This is a genomic window from Roseovarius salincola (assembly GCF_026891095.1).
In the GTDB taxonomy this organism is placed as follows: Bacteria; Pseudomonadota; Alphaproteobacteria; order Rhodobacterales; family Rhodobacteraceae; genus Roseovarius; species Roseovarius salincola.
This window is the reverse complement of record NZ_JAPTNL010000013.1, coordinates 84,631-98,306: the sequence shown is the minus strand read 5'-3', so window position 1 is coordinate 98,306 and position 13,676 is coordinate 84,631. Positions and strand designations below refer to the sequence as shown.

Below are 13,676 nucleotides of genomic sequence, written 5' to 3'. Positions count from 1 at the left end.
GAGACGTGAGAAACTGCAATGACCTATGTCGTGACGGACAACTGCATCGAGTGCAAGTATACTGACTGTGTCGAGGTGTGCCCCGTGGATTGTTTCTACGAGGGTGAGAACATGCTTGTGATCCACCCCGACGAATGCATCGATTGCGGTGTGTGTGAACCAGAATGTCCTGCGGATGCGATACGTCCCGATACCGAACCGGCAATGGAAGAATGGGTCGAGTTCAACCGTAAATACTCGGAAATGTGGCCCGTGATCATCACCAAGAAGGATCAGCTGCCAGAGGCAGAGGATCGAGACGGTGAAGATGGCAAGCTGGCCAAGTATTTCTCGGAGAAACCGGGCGAGGGCGGCTGAAGACGCCCGCGCGATTCGGGGTCGGCGCATCCGGGCACCTGATATTTTACACGAAGACACGCCCTCAAGGCATTGAAGATACGGTCAAAGCGCGACGACTTTAGTACGGGCACTTCCGAAAGCACGTTTTTTGTGCTACATACTTGTTACAAATGAAGATCGCTGCCTGACATCCATCCTCCCGCCATGCCGACAGGAGATGGATATTTTTGCGCTGTTTTTGCGTCTCACGGGGCTGAACGCCAATGAGCCGAATTCCCGGTGCGCCGAAACAGACAGCTGTTTGAGGAAGACCCGAATGAGCAAATCGAAGAAGTCCGAGTTTCGCCCTGACGACTACGTTGTCTACCCCGCGCACGGGGTTGGCCAGATCGTGTCGATCGAGGAGCAGGAAATCGCCGGCATTAAACTGGAACTGTTCGTGATCTCCTTTGAGAAGGACAAGATGACCCTGCGCGTGCCGACGAACAAGGCAACCGAAGTGGGGATGCGCGGCCTGTCGAGCCCCGATGTGGTCTCCAAGGCCATGTCCACGCTCAAGGGGAAGGCCAAGGTGAAACGCGCGATGTGGTCGCGCCGTGCTCAAGAGTATGAACAGAAGATCAACTCTGGCGACCTGATCGCCATCGCCGAGGTCGTACGCGACCTGCACCGGACCGACGATCAGCGCGAGCAGAGCTATTCGGAGCGCCAGCTCTATGAGGCCGCACTTGAACGTCTGACCCGCGAAGTGGCCGCGGTCAGCGGTGGCGACGAGGTGCAGGCGGCCAAAAAGGTCGACGATGTTCTGGTTTCGCGCGCCGCTTAACCTAGCGTTACACAGATGAATGAAGGCCGTGCCCGAATGGGCACGGCCTTGTTCATGCTACGTGAGCAGCAGTAAAAGAACCGCGATTTCAGAGGCTTGCTGCGCCGCGCCAAGTATGTCGCCGGTCTGTCCGCCGATCTTTCTGTAGGCGGTCATTCCCACCCCGAGTGCCGCAAGCCCGGCGATAAGCGTCGCGGAGATAGCACCGAAGCCGAGCAGCAGGAGCGAGAGGGCAAAGGCCAGTGCGGCGGCGAGCCAGGCGGTTTGCGGCGGGCAAGGGCCGCTGCTATGCGACAGGCCCGAGCCGCGGGCATTGGGCAGGGCGGCCATCAGGGCGGGCAGGGTGGCGCGCGACAAGAGGCTGGCAACCAGGATCGCGCTGAGGGCTGCACCGGGACCGACCGAGAACAGAGCCCAGAGGGCTGCCCAACGTGCTGAAAACGCGAATAAAAGAGCCAGAACGCCGTATGTGCCGATCTGGCTGTCCTGCATGATCTCAAGGCGGCGGAGGCGGTCCCAGCCGCCCCAGAGTCCATCGGCGGTGTCGGCCAGTCCGTCCTCGTGCATCGCGCCGGTCAAGACAACCATAAATACCAATGAAATCAGAGCAGTAAGGCCGAATGGAAGGCCAATCCAATGGGCGATGATCCCGGCGTTTCCCGCGACCCCGCCAATGATCAGACCAATCAGCGGATAGGCCCAGGCGGCGCGGGCGCCTCTGTCGAACCCGTCCACATGCACCGGAAGCCGACTGAGCAAAGCCATCGCGATGAAAAAATCCTGTTTCTTTACAATGGGTTCGTTATTTTTCATCGGAATCTGGCCTTTTGGGGCTGCGTCTCACAGGTGCCGCTGCGATACACAGGTTGAAAAGAGCATGCAACGGGGATCACGATGCGCCAAGACTTTACCTCGCTGGCAGAATTTATTGATATTCTTCAAGAGCTTCCGCCGCCCCAAAGAGCGGCGCGCGAGGCAGCAGTGGCCCGCGATGCCTGCCTGACCAAGCCGCCCGGATCGCTGGGCCGGTTGGAAGATATCGCGGCCTGGTATTGCGGGTGGCGCGGGGATGAACGGGCACGGGTAGAAGCGCCGCAAGTCATTGTTTTTGCAGGAAACCATGGGGTCACGGCGCAGGGTGTTTCGGCCTTTCCGGCAGAGGTGACGGGCCAGATGGTGGCCAATTTCGAGGCCGGCGGCGCGGCGATCAACCAATTGGCCGAGACCTTCGGAGCGGGGCTGAGTGTGCATGCTTTGGGGCTGGAAACGCCGACGCGGGACTTTACACAAGGCCCGGCGATGAGCGAATCCACCTTTGTCGAGGCGCTGGCGAAAGGCTGGCAAGCTGTTGATTCAAAAGCGGATTTGCTTGTCGTCGGCGAGATGGGAATCGGCAACACCACCAGTGCGGCGGCGATTTCGCTGGCGTTATTCGGGGGTGAGGCTAGGGATTGGACGGGGGCCGGCACCGGGGTTGCGGGCGCGGCGCTGACCCATAAAGCCGAGGTCGTGGCACGCGGTGTCGAGACCAATAAATCATGTGAAAACAATGGATTGGAAGCCCTGCGCTGTCTGGGCGGACATGAGATCGCGGCGATGGCGGGTGCGATGGTGCGCGCCCGGACATTGCGTATCCCATTGATTTTGGATGGTTTTATCTGCACCGCGGCGGCGGCCTGCCTGCATGTGGCGCAGCCGGGGGCGCTGGATCATGCGCTGGCAGGCCATGTGAGCGCCGAGGTCGCGCACCCCAAGCTATTGAAAATACTTAATAAAGAACCTATCCTGTCGCTGGGGATGCGACTGGGCGAGGGCTCGGGCGGGGCGCTGGCGCTGGCGATCGTCAAGGGCGCTCTGGCCTGTCATTCGGGCATGGCGACATTCGCCGAGGCGGGGGTTTCGGAGGGCTGAAGAGTGTACGAAACGTCCGTTTTGTACCCCGGTTTTGTACCGAAACCGGGGACCGGCGCGCGCGTTTGGTACAAAACCCGCATGTGAGCGCCCGCCGGGGTCAGCCCTTGGGTATTTTCAGCACGATATTGCGGCCGCGTTTCTGGTAGCGCAGTTCGCTTTCGCCGATGGCGGCGACCTGCCCGCCATCGAGCTTGTCGCCGACCTGGACCTTCTGGTAGCGGCCATTTGCCAGACGCACGAGCGCGCGGCGATTGGAGGGGCTGCCATAGACCCCGATCAGGTTCACCTGCCGCAGCGAGATGGCGTTCTGTTCGGTGGCCGCGCGCGCCACGGTGGTGGCCGTGGGCGCACTGGGCGCGACCCGCTGCGTCGCGCTGACCGGGGTTGAACGGTCGCTGGTGCGGGTATTGGCCACGATCTTTTCGAAATTGCCGGGGCGCATGTTCGGTTTGAGCGAATATGAAACCGCCTGCGGCGTCGCCGAGGCGAAAGGGTCGGGTTCCTGCGCGGCCTCGGTCAGGGCGGCATTGACGGCCTCGGAATCGACGATCAGCGGCGGGTCGGCGGCGGCCTGCTGTTGGCGGGCGATACCTTCGGGGCGCGTTCGGGGGCGCAGGGCAGCGAATTCTGCGCGGCTGCGCCCGCCAACGCCAAGACGCCCGCGTTCATTCTGTTCGGTGAGGTTGTCGGGGCGCGTGCGCGGGCGCACCGAGAAGAGGCGCAGGGTTTCGGCCTCGGGCAGGGCGGTGGCGATGGAAGCCCCGCTGGGCCGGTCCGGGATGTTGCCGGGTGTCAGCGCCGGGCGGCCGGCATAGACAAGCACGCCCTGGGGTGTGAGCGCACCGTCGGGCGTGGCCACCACCAGGCCCCGCTCGTCCATCACGAAGCGGGTGCCGGGGGCAACCGGATCGGCGGGGCGTTCGGGCGCGGTGTCGGGTTGCAGCGCATCGACCGCGGGCAGGGCCACGGCATCGCTGGAGCGCACCGGCGTGTCGATCGAGGTCTGGTAGAAATCATCCAGCGTCATCAGGCCGGGGGCGCTTGGGGCTTCGGGGGCCTGTTGCCAGATGCCGGTTGCGGCGTAGCGGGCGAGCAGTTGGTCGGAAGAAAGCTCGGTCCCGGGGGTTTGTGCCAGCTCCGGTTGTGCGGGGCTGTCCTCGGCTGCCGGGCGTGAGGCAAGATCGGGCGCGGATTCGGGCTCGGGTTCGGGCACGGGTTGGAGTGCCGGATCGCTTGCGATGTCGCCGGCGTCGCTTTCATCGATGTCGGCCGGGGAGTCCTCGGGGGCGGGTACAAGCGCGATCTGCGATTCGGGTTTCGAGCGGAACAGGCCCGAGATGCCATCGTCCATGAAGACCGAGGCCCAGGCGGCGACCGCGACGAGGAAGAGCACCAGCGCGGCCGTCAGCGCCAGACCCAGGTAGCGCGGCTTGCCGCCCACGGGTGCGGATTCGCGCGCGCCGAATATGGTCATGCGCTGCTTTTCGTCGGCGGGGGGCGGCGGGGCGGCGGTGACGCTGCTGACGGCGGCGTCGCGCTGCGTGAAGAAGGCCGCCGCCGGATCGTCTTTGAGCGCGTCCGATGAGGTGGCGCTGTCGCTGTCGCCGGTGTGGAGCCGGTCGCCGGGTGTGGCGCGCAGGTCGGGCGCGTCATGGCTGCGCGCGCAATCCCCGGGGCGTCCGGTGACGGGAGGCGCGGCGCTGTCGGCGGGGGCGATCGTGGTAAGGCCGCGCGCCGCGCCTTCGAGGCGGCGGGACGCGGGCGCGGGATCGTCATCGCGGCTGGCGCGCACCGAGCGGAAGGAGGGGGCCGGTTCTTCGCCCGCGTTGGGGGCGGGCGCGTCCTGCGCCGGGCTGTCCGTTCCTTCGGCGGATTCGGTCGCGGGCGCTGGTTCGGTCGCGGTTTCTGGTTCGGGTTGATCTTCGGGTTGCGGTTCGGGCGGCTGTTCGGGTTGCGGCGCGGGCTGTGCGGCGGGGGTGGGCTCCGGTTCATTGGCAAAAGAGGGGGTGGGCGCCGCGCCGATGATTCGAATCGCCGCGCTGTCGCGTTCGAGCAGCGCGCCCGATGGTATATATTGTTGGGCCTGCGCGGCTTCCCCGAACCAGGGTTCGCCGACAAAGCGGCCGTTCGCGGGCATGGCAACGAAACAGACCGGGTTGAATCCGTAGCGGGCCGCGAATTCCTCGGCCTCGTCGAGGGTTTCGCGGGCGACGGCGGCGACATGGACCTGACCGGCCTCGAAGGACCAGTCATAGGCGAGATCGTCGATCGCGTAGGGGGTGGCGCCGGAAAGCCGGTCGTGCACCGCCTGTTCCAGCGCTTCGCCGCTGGCGCCGTCGGGATCGAAATCGAGATATCGGATCTGGTCCTCGGGGATCACCAGCTTGGAGGTCATCCCGGCAGAATCAAGCGCCAGCCCCTTGTCGCGCAGCTGCGCCAGCGCGCCGTGCAGGTCGGGGTCGTCAAAGGAGACCTCGCCGACGCTGTGCCAGCCCGGATAGGCCCGGTGCAGAAGGGCCAGGCCGTCGAACGAGAGTGTGAGGGCGAAATTCGGTTTCATTTGCACCGCAGTAGCATCGGGTCAGGGCCGGTGGGAGTCCACCGCCCAGGCCCCGGATTTTACAGCAGCTTCCCGCCGAGGGAAAGGGATGTGCGGCTTCGCGCCGAAGAGGTGCCGCGCCAGGGCCGGAGATGCGGCCCTGGCGGTGGGTTGGCGGTCAGGCGGTGGCCTTGGCGAGCGCCTGGTCGAGATCGGCGATGATGTCGTCGGAATCCTCGATCCCGATCGAGATCCGCACCACGTCGGGCGATGCGCCCGCCGCCTTTTGCTGTTCGGGCGAAAGCTGGCGGTGGGTGGTCGAGGCGGAGTGGATGATCAGCGAGCGGGTGTCGCCCAGATTGGCCACATGCGAGAAGAGCTCGAGGCTGTCGACCAGCTTGACGCAGGCGTCATAACCGCCCTTGAGCGTGACGGTGAAGAGCCCGCCCGCGCCCTTGGGGCAGATCCGCGCGCCGCGGTCGTGATAGGGCGAGGAGGGCAGGCCGGCATAGGTGACCGCCTCGATCCGGTCGTCGTTTTCCAGCCACTGCGCTACGGTCATCGCGTTCTCGCAATGGCGCTGCATGCGCAGGCTGAGTGTTTCGATCCCCATCAAGGTGTAATGCGCCGCCTGCGGGTTGAGGGTCATGCCGAGGTCGCGCAGCCCGATGGCGATGCCGTGGAAGGTGAAGGCCAGCGGGCCGAAGGTCTCGTGGAACTTGAGGCCGTGATAGGCGGGTTCGGGTTCGCTGAGCGAGGGGAACTTGCCGGAGGCGGACCAGTCGAAGGTGCCGGAATCGACCACGACGCCGCCGGTCACGGTGCCGTTGCCGGTCAGGAACTTGGTCATGGAATGCACGACCAGCGTGGCGCCATGTTCGATCGGGCGGCACAGGTAGGGCGTGGCGGAGGTGTTGTCGACGATGAGCGGCAGCCCGGCCTTGTCACTGATCGCGGCGATGGCGTCGAGATCGGTGACATAGCCGCCCGGATTGGCGATGGATTCGCAGAATACCGCGCGTGTGTCGTCGTCGATCGCCGCCGCAACGGCGTCGAGATCGTCGAAATCGACGAATTTCGCGGACCAGCCGAAGCGCTTGATCGTCTGGCTGAACTGGGTGATCGAGCCGCCATAGAGCCGGGTCGAGACCACCACGTTGAGGCCCGGCCCCATGAGCGGAAAGAGCGCCATGATCTGCGCGGCATGGCCCGAGGAGCAGCAGACCGCCCCGGCGCCGCCCTCGAGCGTGGCGACGCGTTCCTGGAGCACGGCGACAGTGGGGTTGGTGAGGCGCGAATAGATATAGCCCACTTCCTGGAGATTGAAGAGCGCCGCGGCATGTTCGGCATCGCGGAACACGTAGGCGGTGGTCTGGTAGATCGGCGTCTGGCGCGCGCCGGTGGCCGGATCGGGCCGGGCGCCCGCGTGGATCTGCAATGTGTCGAAGCCGTATGCCATGTCTTTGGCCCTCCCTGTGGAACTCGCTGAGCGAATGTGTAGGGCATCGCGGGCGGGCTCACAACTGGCATGGCAAGGTGGAGGGGGGTGCCTTCGGGCCAGGTCCGGGGGGCCGGCCCCCCGGACCCCCCGAGGTATTTGCGGCCAGATGAAGGGGGGCGGCGCGCCTTAGCGCATCCAGAAGCCGTTGCGCTTGATGGTGTTGCGGATCGCCTGTTCCTTGCGGGGGAGATCGTCGCGGTCAAAGAGGGCGCGCACCTTCTGGCCGCGGCCGTGATAGACCATGAACTTGATCGGATCGTGGGATTTCAGCACCTTCTTGATGCGGTTGGGCGCGCAGACCTGCTCGAGCACTTGAACCGCATGGTCGGATTCGCGCGCATAAAGGAGCGGCAGCATGCGGTAATGGCAGCTGACCGCGCCGTCGAGCAGCCCCGCGGGCAGCGTGTCGCGCCCGCCGCCCAAGGCATGGATTACCAGCGGCAGCGCCACCTGGTCGAGCCAGGGGTCGAGCGACTGGCAGATCAGTTCGGGGGGCGGGTCGTCGCGGATCGAGAGCGCATAGTCGAGAAAGCGCTGCCCGAATTCATGCGGGCATTCGTAATAGAAGAACCCGGCATTGAAATAGAGGTAGCGGCGCCAGAATTCATCGGGCCAGGCGGGATCGAGCGAGGACTGAAAATCGAGACCGAACCTGTCATAGAGCGCTTTCCAGGTGGCTGTGTAGCCGGGGCCGTAGAGCTGGATCTCGGGCCAGGTGCCTTCGCGGCGCAGAGACGCGCTGGGGCGGGCGAAGTCGAAGGGCACCGCGGCGAGATCGCCGGTGATCAGCGTGTCGGTGTCGAAGAAGACGAAAGGCTCGCCCTTGGGCAGCGCGAAAAGCGCCTCGATCTTGTTGCCATAGGGGTAGGACTGGCCGAAATGGCGCGATGCAAAGGGGATGATCTCGGCGCCCATTTCGGCGAGCAGGGCGCGGGTGTCGTCGCCGCGAATGGTGGGGTCGCTGGTCCAGAGCGGGCCGGGCTGGGGTTCGGCGACGAAGAGGCGACCGGAGAAGGCGGGGGAACTGGCGCGCAGCGATGCCGCGAAGATCAGCGCCTCGTATTGCAGCCGCCCGCCCTGCGCGACGATCAGGATGTTGAACGCCGCTTGGGGCGTGGGTCTGGTTTTCGCCTTGGCGGCCATCACTCGCACTCTGCCCGGTATTTTGCCTCTGGGGGCACTATAGGGGCATCGCGGCGCGGGCAGAAGGGGGAACGCGCGTCTGAACGGCGCAGGCCTTGATCCGGGTGGCGATGGAATGAAGGAGGAGAGGAGAAAGTGGTGGGCGACCCAGGAATCGAACCTGGCGTGCGTCTCCGCGAGGGAGTTACAGTCCCCTGCCACACCTTGCGGCCTGTCGCCCACTGACCAGGACATTGCCCCGGACGTGAGGGCGTATTTAGGAAAGCGGGTCTGGGGCGTCAACCCGAAAATGGCTTGCGCCGCCCTGCGTGGCCACGCATTGTCGCCGCGCATCAGGAAAGGGCGAGCATGGCCGTGAAGAAACCCCGCTGGGTGATCGAGAAGGAACAGGCGAAAAAGGCGGCGGGCGCCGAGACGGTCTGGCTTTTCGGGCTGCATGCGGTGCGCGATGCGCTGATGAATCCGGCGCGCGAGAAGTTGCGCCTGATCGTCACGAAGAACGCCGCCGACAAGCTGCAAGAGGCGATCGGCGCCGCCGGGATCGCGCCCGAGATGGCCGATCCGCGCAAGTTTCCGGCACCGCTTGACCCGCAATCGGTGCATCAGGGCGCGGCGCTGGAGGTGAAGCCGCTGGATTGGGGCAGCCTGGAAGATATCTGCGCCGCCGCGCCGGGCGAGGCGCCGCCACGGGTGCTGTTGCTGGACCGGGTGAGCGATCCGCATAACGTGGGGGCGATCCTGCGCTCGGCGGAGGTGTTCGGCGCCTGCGCGGTGATCGCGACGCGCCATCATTCGGCGCCCGAGACCGGCGCGCTGGCCAAGACCGCGAGCGGGGCGCTGGAGCGCCAGCCCTACCTGCGGGTGACGAACCTGGCGCGGGCGATCGGCGCGTTAAGGGACATGGGTTACCTGGTGCTGGGCCTTGCGGGCGAGGCCGAGGCCGATATCGAGACCGCGCTTGACGGGCGCCGCGACGGCGCGGTGGCGCTCGTGCTGGGGGCCGAGGGGCCGGGATTGCGCGAGAAGACGCGCGAGAGCTGCGACGCTTTGGCGCGAATCGGTTATTGGGGCGACTTCGGGTCGCTCAATGTCTCGAACGCGGCGGCGGTGGCCTTATATGCTTCCAGACGCTGAACAAGGGCACGGGACGACATGTACCGCAAGATCGCCACATGCAATTATTGCGGCACGCGCGCGGTGCTGGTGTTGGCGCCGGGACGCCACGAGCTGAGCTGCCCGGCCTGCGGCGCGCCGCTGCACGAGATGAAGGCCATGCCGCAGCGTGCTGAAAGCGTGAAGAAATCCAGCCCCGCGCCGGTGATGGAAAAACCACGCAAGACCCGCCGTGCCGGGTTCGAATCCCGTTCTTGTGACACGCGTCGCAAGGGGGAATACAAGGCCAGGAAGAAACGCAAATCGCTGAGGCGCAAGATCTGGGGCGAAGTGTGGGACATCGTCGAGGACCTGTTCGATTGAGCGGTGGGGCGGTCGCGAAGACGTGATCACAAAGCCTTTACAAACTCTTTTTATCTTCGAAAGCGTTCCTATCTATGACTTGGAAGCGCTGATACGGAACATCGGCGTTTCACTTCACTGTCCCTCGTTCCGCGACTGGCGCCCAAGGTTTTCCTTGGGCGCTTTTTTATTCAGTGCAGGCAGGCTATGTTGCGCGCCATGAACGAAGAGTATTCAGACGCCTTTCTGCGCGAGATCCTGACCCGCACGCGGCGCGTGGCGGTGGTGGGCGTGTCGATGAACCCGGTGCGCCCGAGCTATTACGTGGCGCGTTACCTGAGCCTCAAGGGGTTCGAGGTGGTGCCGGTCAATCCGGGCCATGCGGGCGAGATGCTGTTCGGGTCGCGGGTGGTGGCCAGCCTGGGGGAGATCGGGGGCAAGGTAGACATGGTGGATATTTTCCGCCGCTCCGAGCATGTGGGGCCGATTGTCGACGAGGCGCTGGCGGCCTTTCCCGGACTGGGCACGATCTGGATGCAGATCGGGGTCGTCAATGAGACGGCGGCCGGGGTGGCGCGGGCCCGCGGGGTGGATGTGGTGATGAACCGCTGCCCCAAGATCGAATATCAGCGCCTCTTCGGCGAGCTGCGGATGGGCGGGTTCAATACCGGGGTGATTTCCTCGAAACTGTAGGGAAAGGGGGCGCTGCCCCCGTCGCGCATGGCGCGACTCCCCCGGAGTATTTGGGGAACAATGAAAGTGCGGGCCGTTCAGCCGGCGTCGATATCGGCGGCGATGCGGGTGTCGCGCAGGGGGCGCACGCGGTCGATCGAGGCCTGGTAGAGCGGATGCGCCTTGTAGGCGGCGAGGTCGGCCTCGGAATCGAATTCGGCGTAAACCACGAAATCGACATCGGCATTGGAGAGCAGGTCGGCGCGCAGGTTGGGGCGGACCTCGAAATGGCGGGCATGGGGGATGCCCGAAAGCAGGTTGAGGCCGGTCTCGATTTCGGTGAGATCGGCCGCGTCGCGGGCGGTGAAAAAGACGATATGGCGGATCATCGCGGGCGGGCGGCCTTTTCCTGAAGGCCCGAGCGGGACTGGCGGCGGGCGAGTTCGTCCATCACGTCCGCGAGCGCCACGTCGCGCGCGTGCAGCATCACCATGAGGTGATAGAGCACGTCGGCGGCCTCGGATGTGAGGCGGTCGGAATCATTGCGCACGGCTTCGATCACGGCCTCGACGGCCTCTTCGCCGAATTTCCGGGCGGCGTGTTCGGGGCCGCGCGCCAGAAGCTGCGCCGTCCAGCTTTCGTCGGGGGGCGCGCTGGCGCGGGTGGCGACGATCTGTTCGAGTTCCTCGAGGGTCATGCGCCTGTCCTTGTGGGGATGCCGTGAGCGGCCATGTGATCCTTGGCCTGCTGGATGGTAAAGGTGCCGAAATGGAAGATCGAGGCGGCCAGCACGGCGCTGGCGCCGCCCTTTGTCACGCCGTCGACGAGGTGGTCGAGCGTGCCCACCCCGCCCGAGGCGATCACGGGGATGTCGACCGCGTCGCTGATCGCGCGGGTGAGCGGCAGGTTGAAGCCTTCGCGGGTGCCGTCGCGGTCCATCGAGGTGAGCAGGATTTCGCCCGCGCCCTTGGATTCCACCAGGCGGGCGAATTCGACCGCGTCGATGCCGGTGGGCTTGCGCCCGCCATGGGTGAAGATGTCCCATTTGCCGGGACTGACCGTCTTGGCATCGATGGCGACGACGATGCATTGGCTGCCGAACTGGTCGGCGGCGCGGCGCACCACGTCGGGATCGGCCACGGCGGCGGAATTGAAGCTGACCTTGTCGGCGCCCGCCAGCAGCAGGGCGCGCACGTCCTCGGTGCTGCGCACGCCGCCGCCCACGGTGAGGGGGATGTAGCATTGTTCGGCGGTGCGGCTGACCACGTCGAGCATCACGCCGCGATTCTGGTGGGTGGCGTGGATGTCGAGGAAGCAGAGCTCGTCGGCGCCCGCGGCGTCATAGGCGCGCGCGGCGTCCACCGGGTCGCCCGCGTCGCGCAGGTTGACGAAGTTCACGCCCTTGACGACGCGGCCATCGGCGACGTCGAGGCAGGGGATGATGCGGATCTTGAGCATGGCGGGTCCGGGTTTCTGGTGTCACGGAATTGTTTATGGGCAAAGCGCGCGGGTTTCCAGAGGGTAGGGGCGTGACATTCAGGCATGTGAAAGGAGAATGCGATGAGACGGATTTTGGGAGCGATGATGCTTGCGGCAATGGCGCAGGGGGCGGCGGCCTCGGAAGAGGACATCCTGCGGATGCAGGCGGGCGGCGATGTGGGCGCCACGATGGATGCGTTGGTGGAGGCCGTCGAGGGCGCGGGCGCCACGGTGTTCGCGAGGGTCGATCACGGGGCGGGTGCCGCCGGTGCCGACATGGAGCTGGCGCCGTCGCAACTGCTGATCTTCGGCAACCCGAAGCTGGGCACGCCGCCGATGCAGGCCAATGCGCTGGCGGGGCTTTACCTGCCGCTCAAGGTGCTGATCTACGAGGATGGCGAGGGGCAGGTCTGGCTGGCCTATGAGGACCCCGGCGCGACGCTGGACGATCTGCCCGGCATCGAGGAGAACGCGGGCTATATCCAGAAGATGCGCGGCGCGTTGGGCAAGCTGACCGAGAAAGCGGCGGGGCGCTAGGCGCGCATGACCGCAAGCGCCTCGGCCAGGTCGATCGCGCCATCATAGAGCGCGCGCCCCGAGATCGCGCCGTTGAGCGGTGCGCCACAGGTCTTGAGCGCCTCGAGGTCGGCGATGGAGCTGACCCCGCCCGAGGCGATCACCGGGATCGACACGGCATTGGCCAGCGCGGCGGTTTCGGCCACGTTCGGGCCTTGCATGGCGCCGTCGCGGTTGATGTCGGTATAGATGATCGCGGCGACGCCCGCGTCCTCGAAGGATTTCGCGAGGTCGGTCGCGAGCACGTCGGTTTCCTCGGCCCAGCCCTTGGTCGCCACGCGGCCCTTGCGCGCGTCGATCCCCACGGCCACCTGGCCGGGGAAGGCGCGCGCCGCCTCGCGCACGAGGGCAGGGTTCTCGACCGCCACGGTCCCGAGGATCACCCGTGCGAGCCCCTTGGAGAGCCAGCGTTCGATGGTGGCCATGTCGCGGATGCCGCCGCCAAGCTGGGCGGGCACCTTGCAGCGTTCGAGGATCGCTTCGACGGGGGCGGCGTTGACGGGTGTGCCGGCAAAGGCGCCGTTGAGATCGACGAGGTGCAGCCACTCGCAGCCCGCGCGCACGAAATCCTCGGCCTGAGCGGCGGGATCGTCGTTGAAGACCGTGGCTTGCGCCATCTCGCCCTTGAAGAGGCGCACGGCCTGGCCGTCCTTGAGGTCGATGGCGGGGTAGAGGATCATGCGAAACATCCTTGCAAGCTGACGCTGGGCGCCATTTGGCATGGGGCCGCGTGAAATGCAACGCGACCCCACGTCAGACTTGATTCGCACCGGCGGCAAAGGCAGCGTTCGCGCATGACATGAGGGAGGAGTTCCATGATGAAACAACTGGCAGTCGCGGTCGCGGCGCTTGTGACCAGTGCCGCCATGGCCGTCGCCGACCCGGTGCTGGGGACCTGGCAGACCGAGGTGGATGACGGGGCGTTCGCCCATGTGGATATCCAGCCCTGCGGCGAGAATATCTGCGGCACCATCGCGCGCACCTTCCGCGATGGCGCGGAGTTTCAATCCGACACGATCGGCAAGATGCTGGTGCGCAACATGGAGCCTGCGGGCGAGGGGCATTACAAGGGCAAGGTCTGGCGCCCGTCGAATGGCAAGATCTATATCGGCAAGATCGACCTCGAGGGCAATTCGCTTTATCTGCGCGGCTGCGTGGCGGGCGGATTGATCTGCGCCAAGCAGACCTGGACGCGCGTGCAATAGATAGCCGGGTGGCGGATTCTTCCCGCC

Annotated in this window: 16 protein-coding genes and 1 tRNA gene; 8 read left to right on the top strand and 9 right to left on the bottom strand. The window is 65.6% G+C overall.

What is annotated here, in order from left to right:
- The first annotated feature begins 18 nt into the window (after nt 1-18).
- Together fdxA and N5A93_RS14210 are read left to right on the top strand one after the other, a co-directional pair.
- Nucleotides 19-357: a ferredoxin FdxA gene (gene fdxA, locus N5A93_RS14215; protein ID WP_268955761.1), complete on the top strand. Its 339-nt coding sequence runs from the start codon at nt 19-21 to the stop codon at nt 355-357.
- Between the two features lie 298 nt (nt 358-655).
- Nucleotides 656-1,165 (top strand): CarD family transcriptional regulator, encoded by a 510-nt coding sequence (locus N5A93_RS14210; protein WP_268955778.1) that lies wholly within the window; start codon nt 656-658, stop codon nt 1,163-1,165.
- 57 nt (nt 1,166-1,222) lie between these two features.
- Here N5A93_RS14210 and cobS read toward each other — a convergent pair whose 3' ends face one another.
- Nucleotides 1,223-1,978 carry an adenosylcobinamide-GDP ribazoletransferase gene (cobS, locus tag N5A93_RS14205; RefSeq protein WP_502263983.1) on the bottom strand — a complete coding sequence of 252 codons (756 nt, stop codon included), beginning with the start codon at nt 1,976-1,978 and terminating at the stop codon, nt 1,223-1,225.
- 81 nt (nt 1,979-2,059) lie between these two features.
- Here cobS and cobT point away from each other — a divergent pair, with 81 nt between their 5' ends.
- Complete coding sequence (gene cobT / locus N5A93_RS14200; RefSeq protein ID WP_268955759.1) at nt 2,060-3,076, top strand: nicotinate-nucleotide--dimethylbenzimidazole phosphoribosyltransferase; 1,017 nt, start codon at nt 2,060-2,062, stop codon at nt 3,074-3,076.
- Between the two features lie 100 nt (nt 3,077-3,176).
- Here the strand turns inward: cobT and N5A93_RS14195 are convergent, their stop codons facing one another.
- The 4 genes from N5A93_RS14195 to N5A93_RS14180 all read right to left on the bottom strand — a co-directional run bounded on the left by N5A93_RS14195 (nt 3,177) and on the right by N5A93_RS14180 (nt 8,482).
- A complete protein-coding gene (locus N5A93_RS14195; protein ID WP_268955758.1) occupies nt 3,177-5,639 on the bottom strand; it encodes a hypothetical protein in 2,463 nt (820 codons plus the stop codon).
- A 157-nt stretch (nt 5,640-5,796) separates the two neighbouring features.
- Nucleotides 5,797-7,077, bottom strand: coding sequence for an O-acetylhomoserine aminocarboxypropyltransferase/cysteine synthase family protein (locus N5A93_RS14190; protein WP_268955757.1), 1,281 nt, complete (start codon nt 7,075-7,077; stop codon nt 5,797-5,799).
- Nucleotides 7,078-7,245: 168 nt separating this feature from the next.
- Nucleotides 7,246-8,262 carry a GT-B fold glycosyltransferase domain-containing protein gene (locus tag N5A93_RS14185; protein WP_268955756.1) on the bottom strand — a complete coding sequence of 339 codons (1,017 nt, stop codon included), beginning with the start codon at nt 8,260-8,262 and terminating at the stop codon, nt 7,246-7,248.
- Between the two features lie 136 nt (nt 8,263-8,398).
- Nucleotides 8,399-8,482: transfer RNA gene (locus N5A93_RS14180), tRNA-Tyr, on the bottom strand.
- A 134-nt stretch (nt 8,483-8,616) separates the two neighbouring features.
- Here N5A93_RS14180 and rlmB point away from each other — a divergent pair.
- The 3 genes from rlmB (at nt 8,617) to N5A93_RS14165 (ending at nt 10,410) form a co-directional block, all read left to right on the top strand.
- Complete coding sequence (gene rlmB / locus N5A93_RS14175; protein ID WP_268955777.1) at nt 8,617-9,396, top strand: 23S rRNA (guanosine(2251)-2'-O)-methyltransferase RlmB; 780 nt, start codon at nt 8,617-8,619, stop codon at nt 9,394-9,396.
- An 18-nt stretch (nt 9,397-9,414) separates the two neighbouring features.
- Nucleotides 9,415-9,738 carry a hypothetical protein gene (locus N5A93_RS14170; protein WP_268955755.1) on the top strand — a complete coding sequence of 108 codons (324 nt, stop codon included), beginning with the start codon at nt 9,415-9,417 and terminating at the stop codon, nt 9,736-9,738.
- Between the two features lie 198 nt (nt 9,739-9,936).
- Nucleotides 9,937-10,410 (top strand): CoA-binding protein, encoded by a 474-nt coding sequence (locus N5A93_RS14165; protein ID WP_268955754.1) that lies wholly within the window; start codon nt 9,937-9,939, stop codon nt 10,408-10,410.
- Between the two features lie 77 nt (nt 10,411-10,487).
- Here N5A93_RS14165 and N5A93_RS14160 read toward each other — a convergent pair whose 3' ends face one another.
- The 3 genes from N5A93_RS14160 to hisF are packed head-to-tail and all read right to left on the bottom strand — an operon-like array spanning nt 10,488 to nt 11,847.
- Nucleotides 10,488-10,778, bottom strand: a complete 291-nt coding sequence (locus N5A93_RS14160; RefSeq protein WP_268955753.1) for a Dabb family protein — start codon at nt 10,776-10,778, stop codon at nt 10,488-10,490.
- Entirely contained in the window at nt 10,775-11,086 is a 312-nt protein-coding gene (locus tag N5A93_RS14155) for a phosphoribosyl-ATP diphosphatase (protein ID WP_268955752.1), read from the bottom strand. Before N5A93_RS14155 ends, N5A93_RS14160 begins: the two co-directional genes overlap by 4 nt.
- Nucleotides 11,083-11,847: an imidazole glycerol phosphate synthase subunit HisF gene (hisF, locus tag N5A93_RS14150; protein WP_268955751.1), complete on the bottom strand. Its 765-nt coding sequence runs from the start codon at nt 11,845-11,847 to the stop codon at nt 11,083-11,085. The genes N5A93_RS14155 and hisF overlap by 4 nt, the downstream gene beginning before the upstream one ends.
- A 102-nt stretch (nt 11,848-11,949) precedes the next feature.
- On the opposite strand from hisF, the gene N5A93_RS14145 reads away from it, so the two are divergent.
- A complete protein-coding gene (locus N5A93_RS14145; RefSeq protein WP_268955750.1) occupies nt 11,950-12,405 on the top strand; it encodes a DUF302 domain-containing protein in 456 nt (151 codons plus the stop codon).
- Here N5A93_RS14145 and hisA read toward each other — a convergent pair.
- Nucleotides 12,402-13,124, bottom strand: coding sequence for a 1-(5-phosphoribosyl)-5-[(5-phosphoribosylamino)methylideneamino]imidazole-4-carboxamide isomerase (hisA, locus tag N5A93_RS14140; protein ID WP_268955749.1), 723 nt, complete (start codon nt 13,122-13,124; stop codon nt 12,402-12,404). The genes N5A93_RS14145 and hisA overlap by 4 nt on opposite strands.
- A 138-nt stretch (nt 13,125-13,262) precedes the next feature.
- Between hisA and N5A93_RS14135 the strand changes: the two genes are divergently transcribed.
- Nucleotides 13,263-13,649 carry a DUF2147 domain-containing protein gene (locus N5A93_RS14135; RefSeq protein WP_268955748.1) on the top strand — a complete coding sequence of 129 codons (387 nt, stop codon included), beginning with the start codon at nt 13,263-13,265 and terminating at the stop codon, nt 13,647-13,649.
- Nucleotides 13,650-13,676 lie beyond the last annotated feature (27 nt).

What these genes read in the sequence shown, in the direction of transcription:
- N5A93_RS14135 (WP_268955748.1), top strand. Translation starts at nt 13,263, where the DNA reads ATGAAACAACTGGCAGTCGCGGTCGCGGCGCTTGTGACCAGTGCCGCC.
- cobS (WP_502263983.1), bottom strand. Translation starts at nt 1,978, where the DNA reads ATGAAAAATAACGAACCCATTGTAAAGAAACAGGATTTTTTCATCGCG.
- N5A93_RS14160 (WP_268955753.1), bottom strand. Translation starts at nt 10,778, where the DNA reads ATGATCCGCCATATCGTCTTTTTCACCGCCCGCGACGCGGCCGATCTC.
- N5A93_RS14145 (WP_268955750.1), top strand. Translation starts at nt 11,950, where the DNA reads ATGAGACGGATTTTGGGAGCGATGATGCTTGCGGCAATGGCGCAGGGG.
- N5A93_RS14155 (WP_268955752.1), bottom strand. Translation starts at nt 11,086, where the DNA reads ATGACCCTCGAGGAACTCGAACAGATCGTCGCCACCCGCGCCAGCGCG.
- N5A93_RS14170 (WP_268955755.1), top strand. Translation starts at nt 9,415, where the DNA reads ATGTACCGCAAGATCGCCACATGCAATTATTGCGGCACGCGCGCGGTG.
- cobT (WP_268955759.1), top strand. Translation starts at nt 2,060, where the DNA reads ATGCGCCAAGACTTTACCTCGCTGGCAGAATTTATTGATATTCTTCAA.
- hisF (WP_268955751.1), bottom strand. Translation starts at nt 11,847, where the DNA reads ATGCTCAAGATCCGCATCATCCCCTGCCTCGACGTCGCCGATGGCCGC.
- N5A93_RS14165 (WP_268955754.1), top strand. Translation starts at nt 9,937, where the DNA reads ATGAACGAAGAGTATTCAGACGCCTTTCTGCGCGAGATCCTGACCCGC.
- N5A93_RS14195 (WP_268955758.1), bottom strand. Translation starts at nt 5,639, where the DNA reads ATGAAACCGAATTTCGCCCTCACACTCTCGTTCGACGGCCTGGCCCTT.
- N5A93_RS14190 (WP_268955757.1), bottom strand. Translation starts at nt 7,077, where the DNA reads ATGGCATACGGCTTCGACACATTGCAGATCCACGCGGGCGCCCGGCCC.
- hisA (WP_268955749.1), bottom strand. Translation starts at nt 13,124, where the DNA reads ATGATCCTCTACCCCGCCATCGACCTCAAGGACGGCCAGGCCGTGCGC.
- N5A93_RS14185 (WP_268955756.1), bottom strand. Translation starts at nt 8,262, where the DNA reads ATGGCCGCCAAGGCGAAAACCAGACCCACGCCCCAAGCGGCGTTCAAC.
- fdxA (WP_268955761.1), top strand. Translation starts at nt 19, where the DNA reads ATGACCTATGTCGTGACGGACAACTGCATCGAGTGCAAGTATACTGAC.
- N5A93_RS14210 (WP_268955778.1), top strand. Translation starts at nt 656, where the DNA reads ATGAGCAAATCGAAGAAGTCCGAGTTTCGCCCTGACGACTACGTTGTC.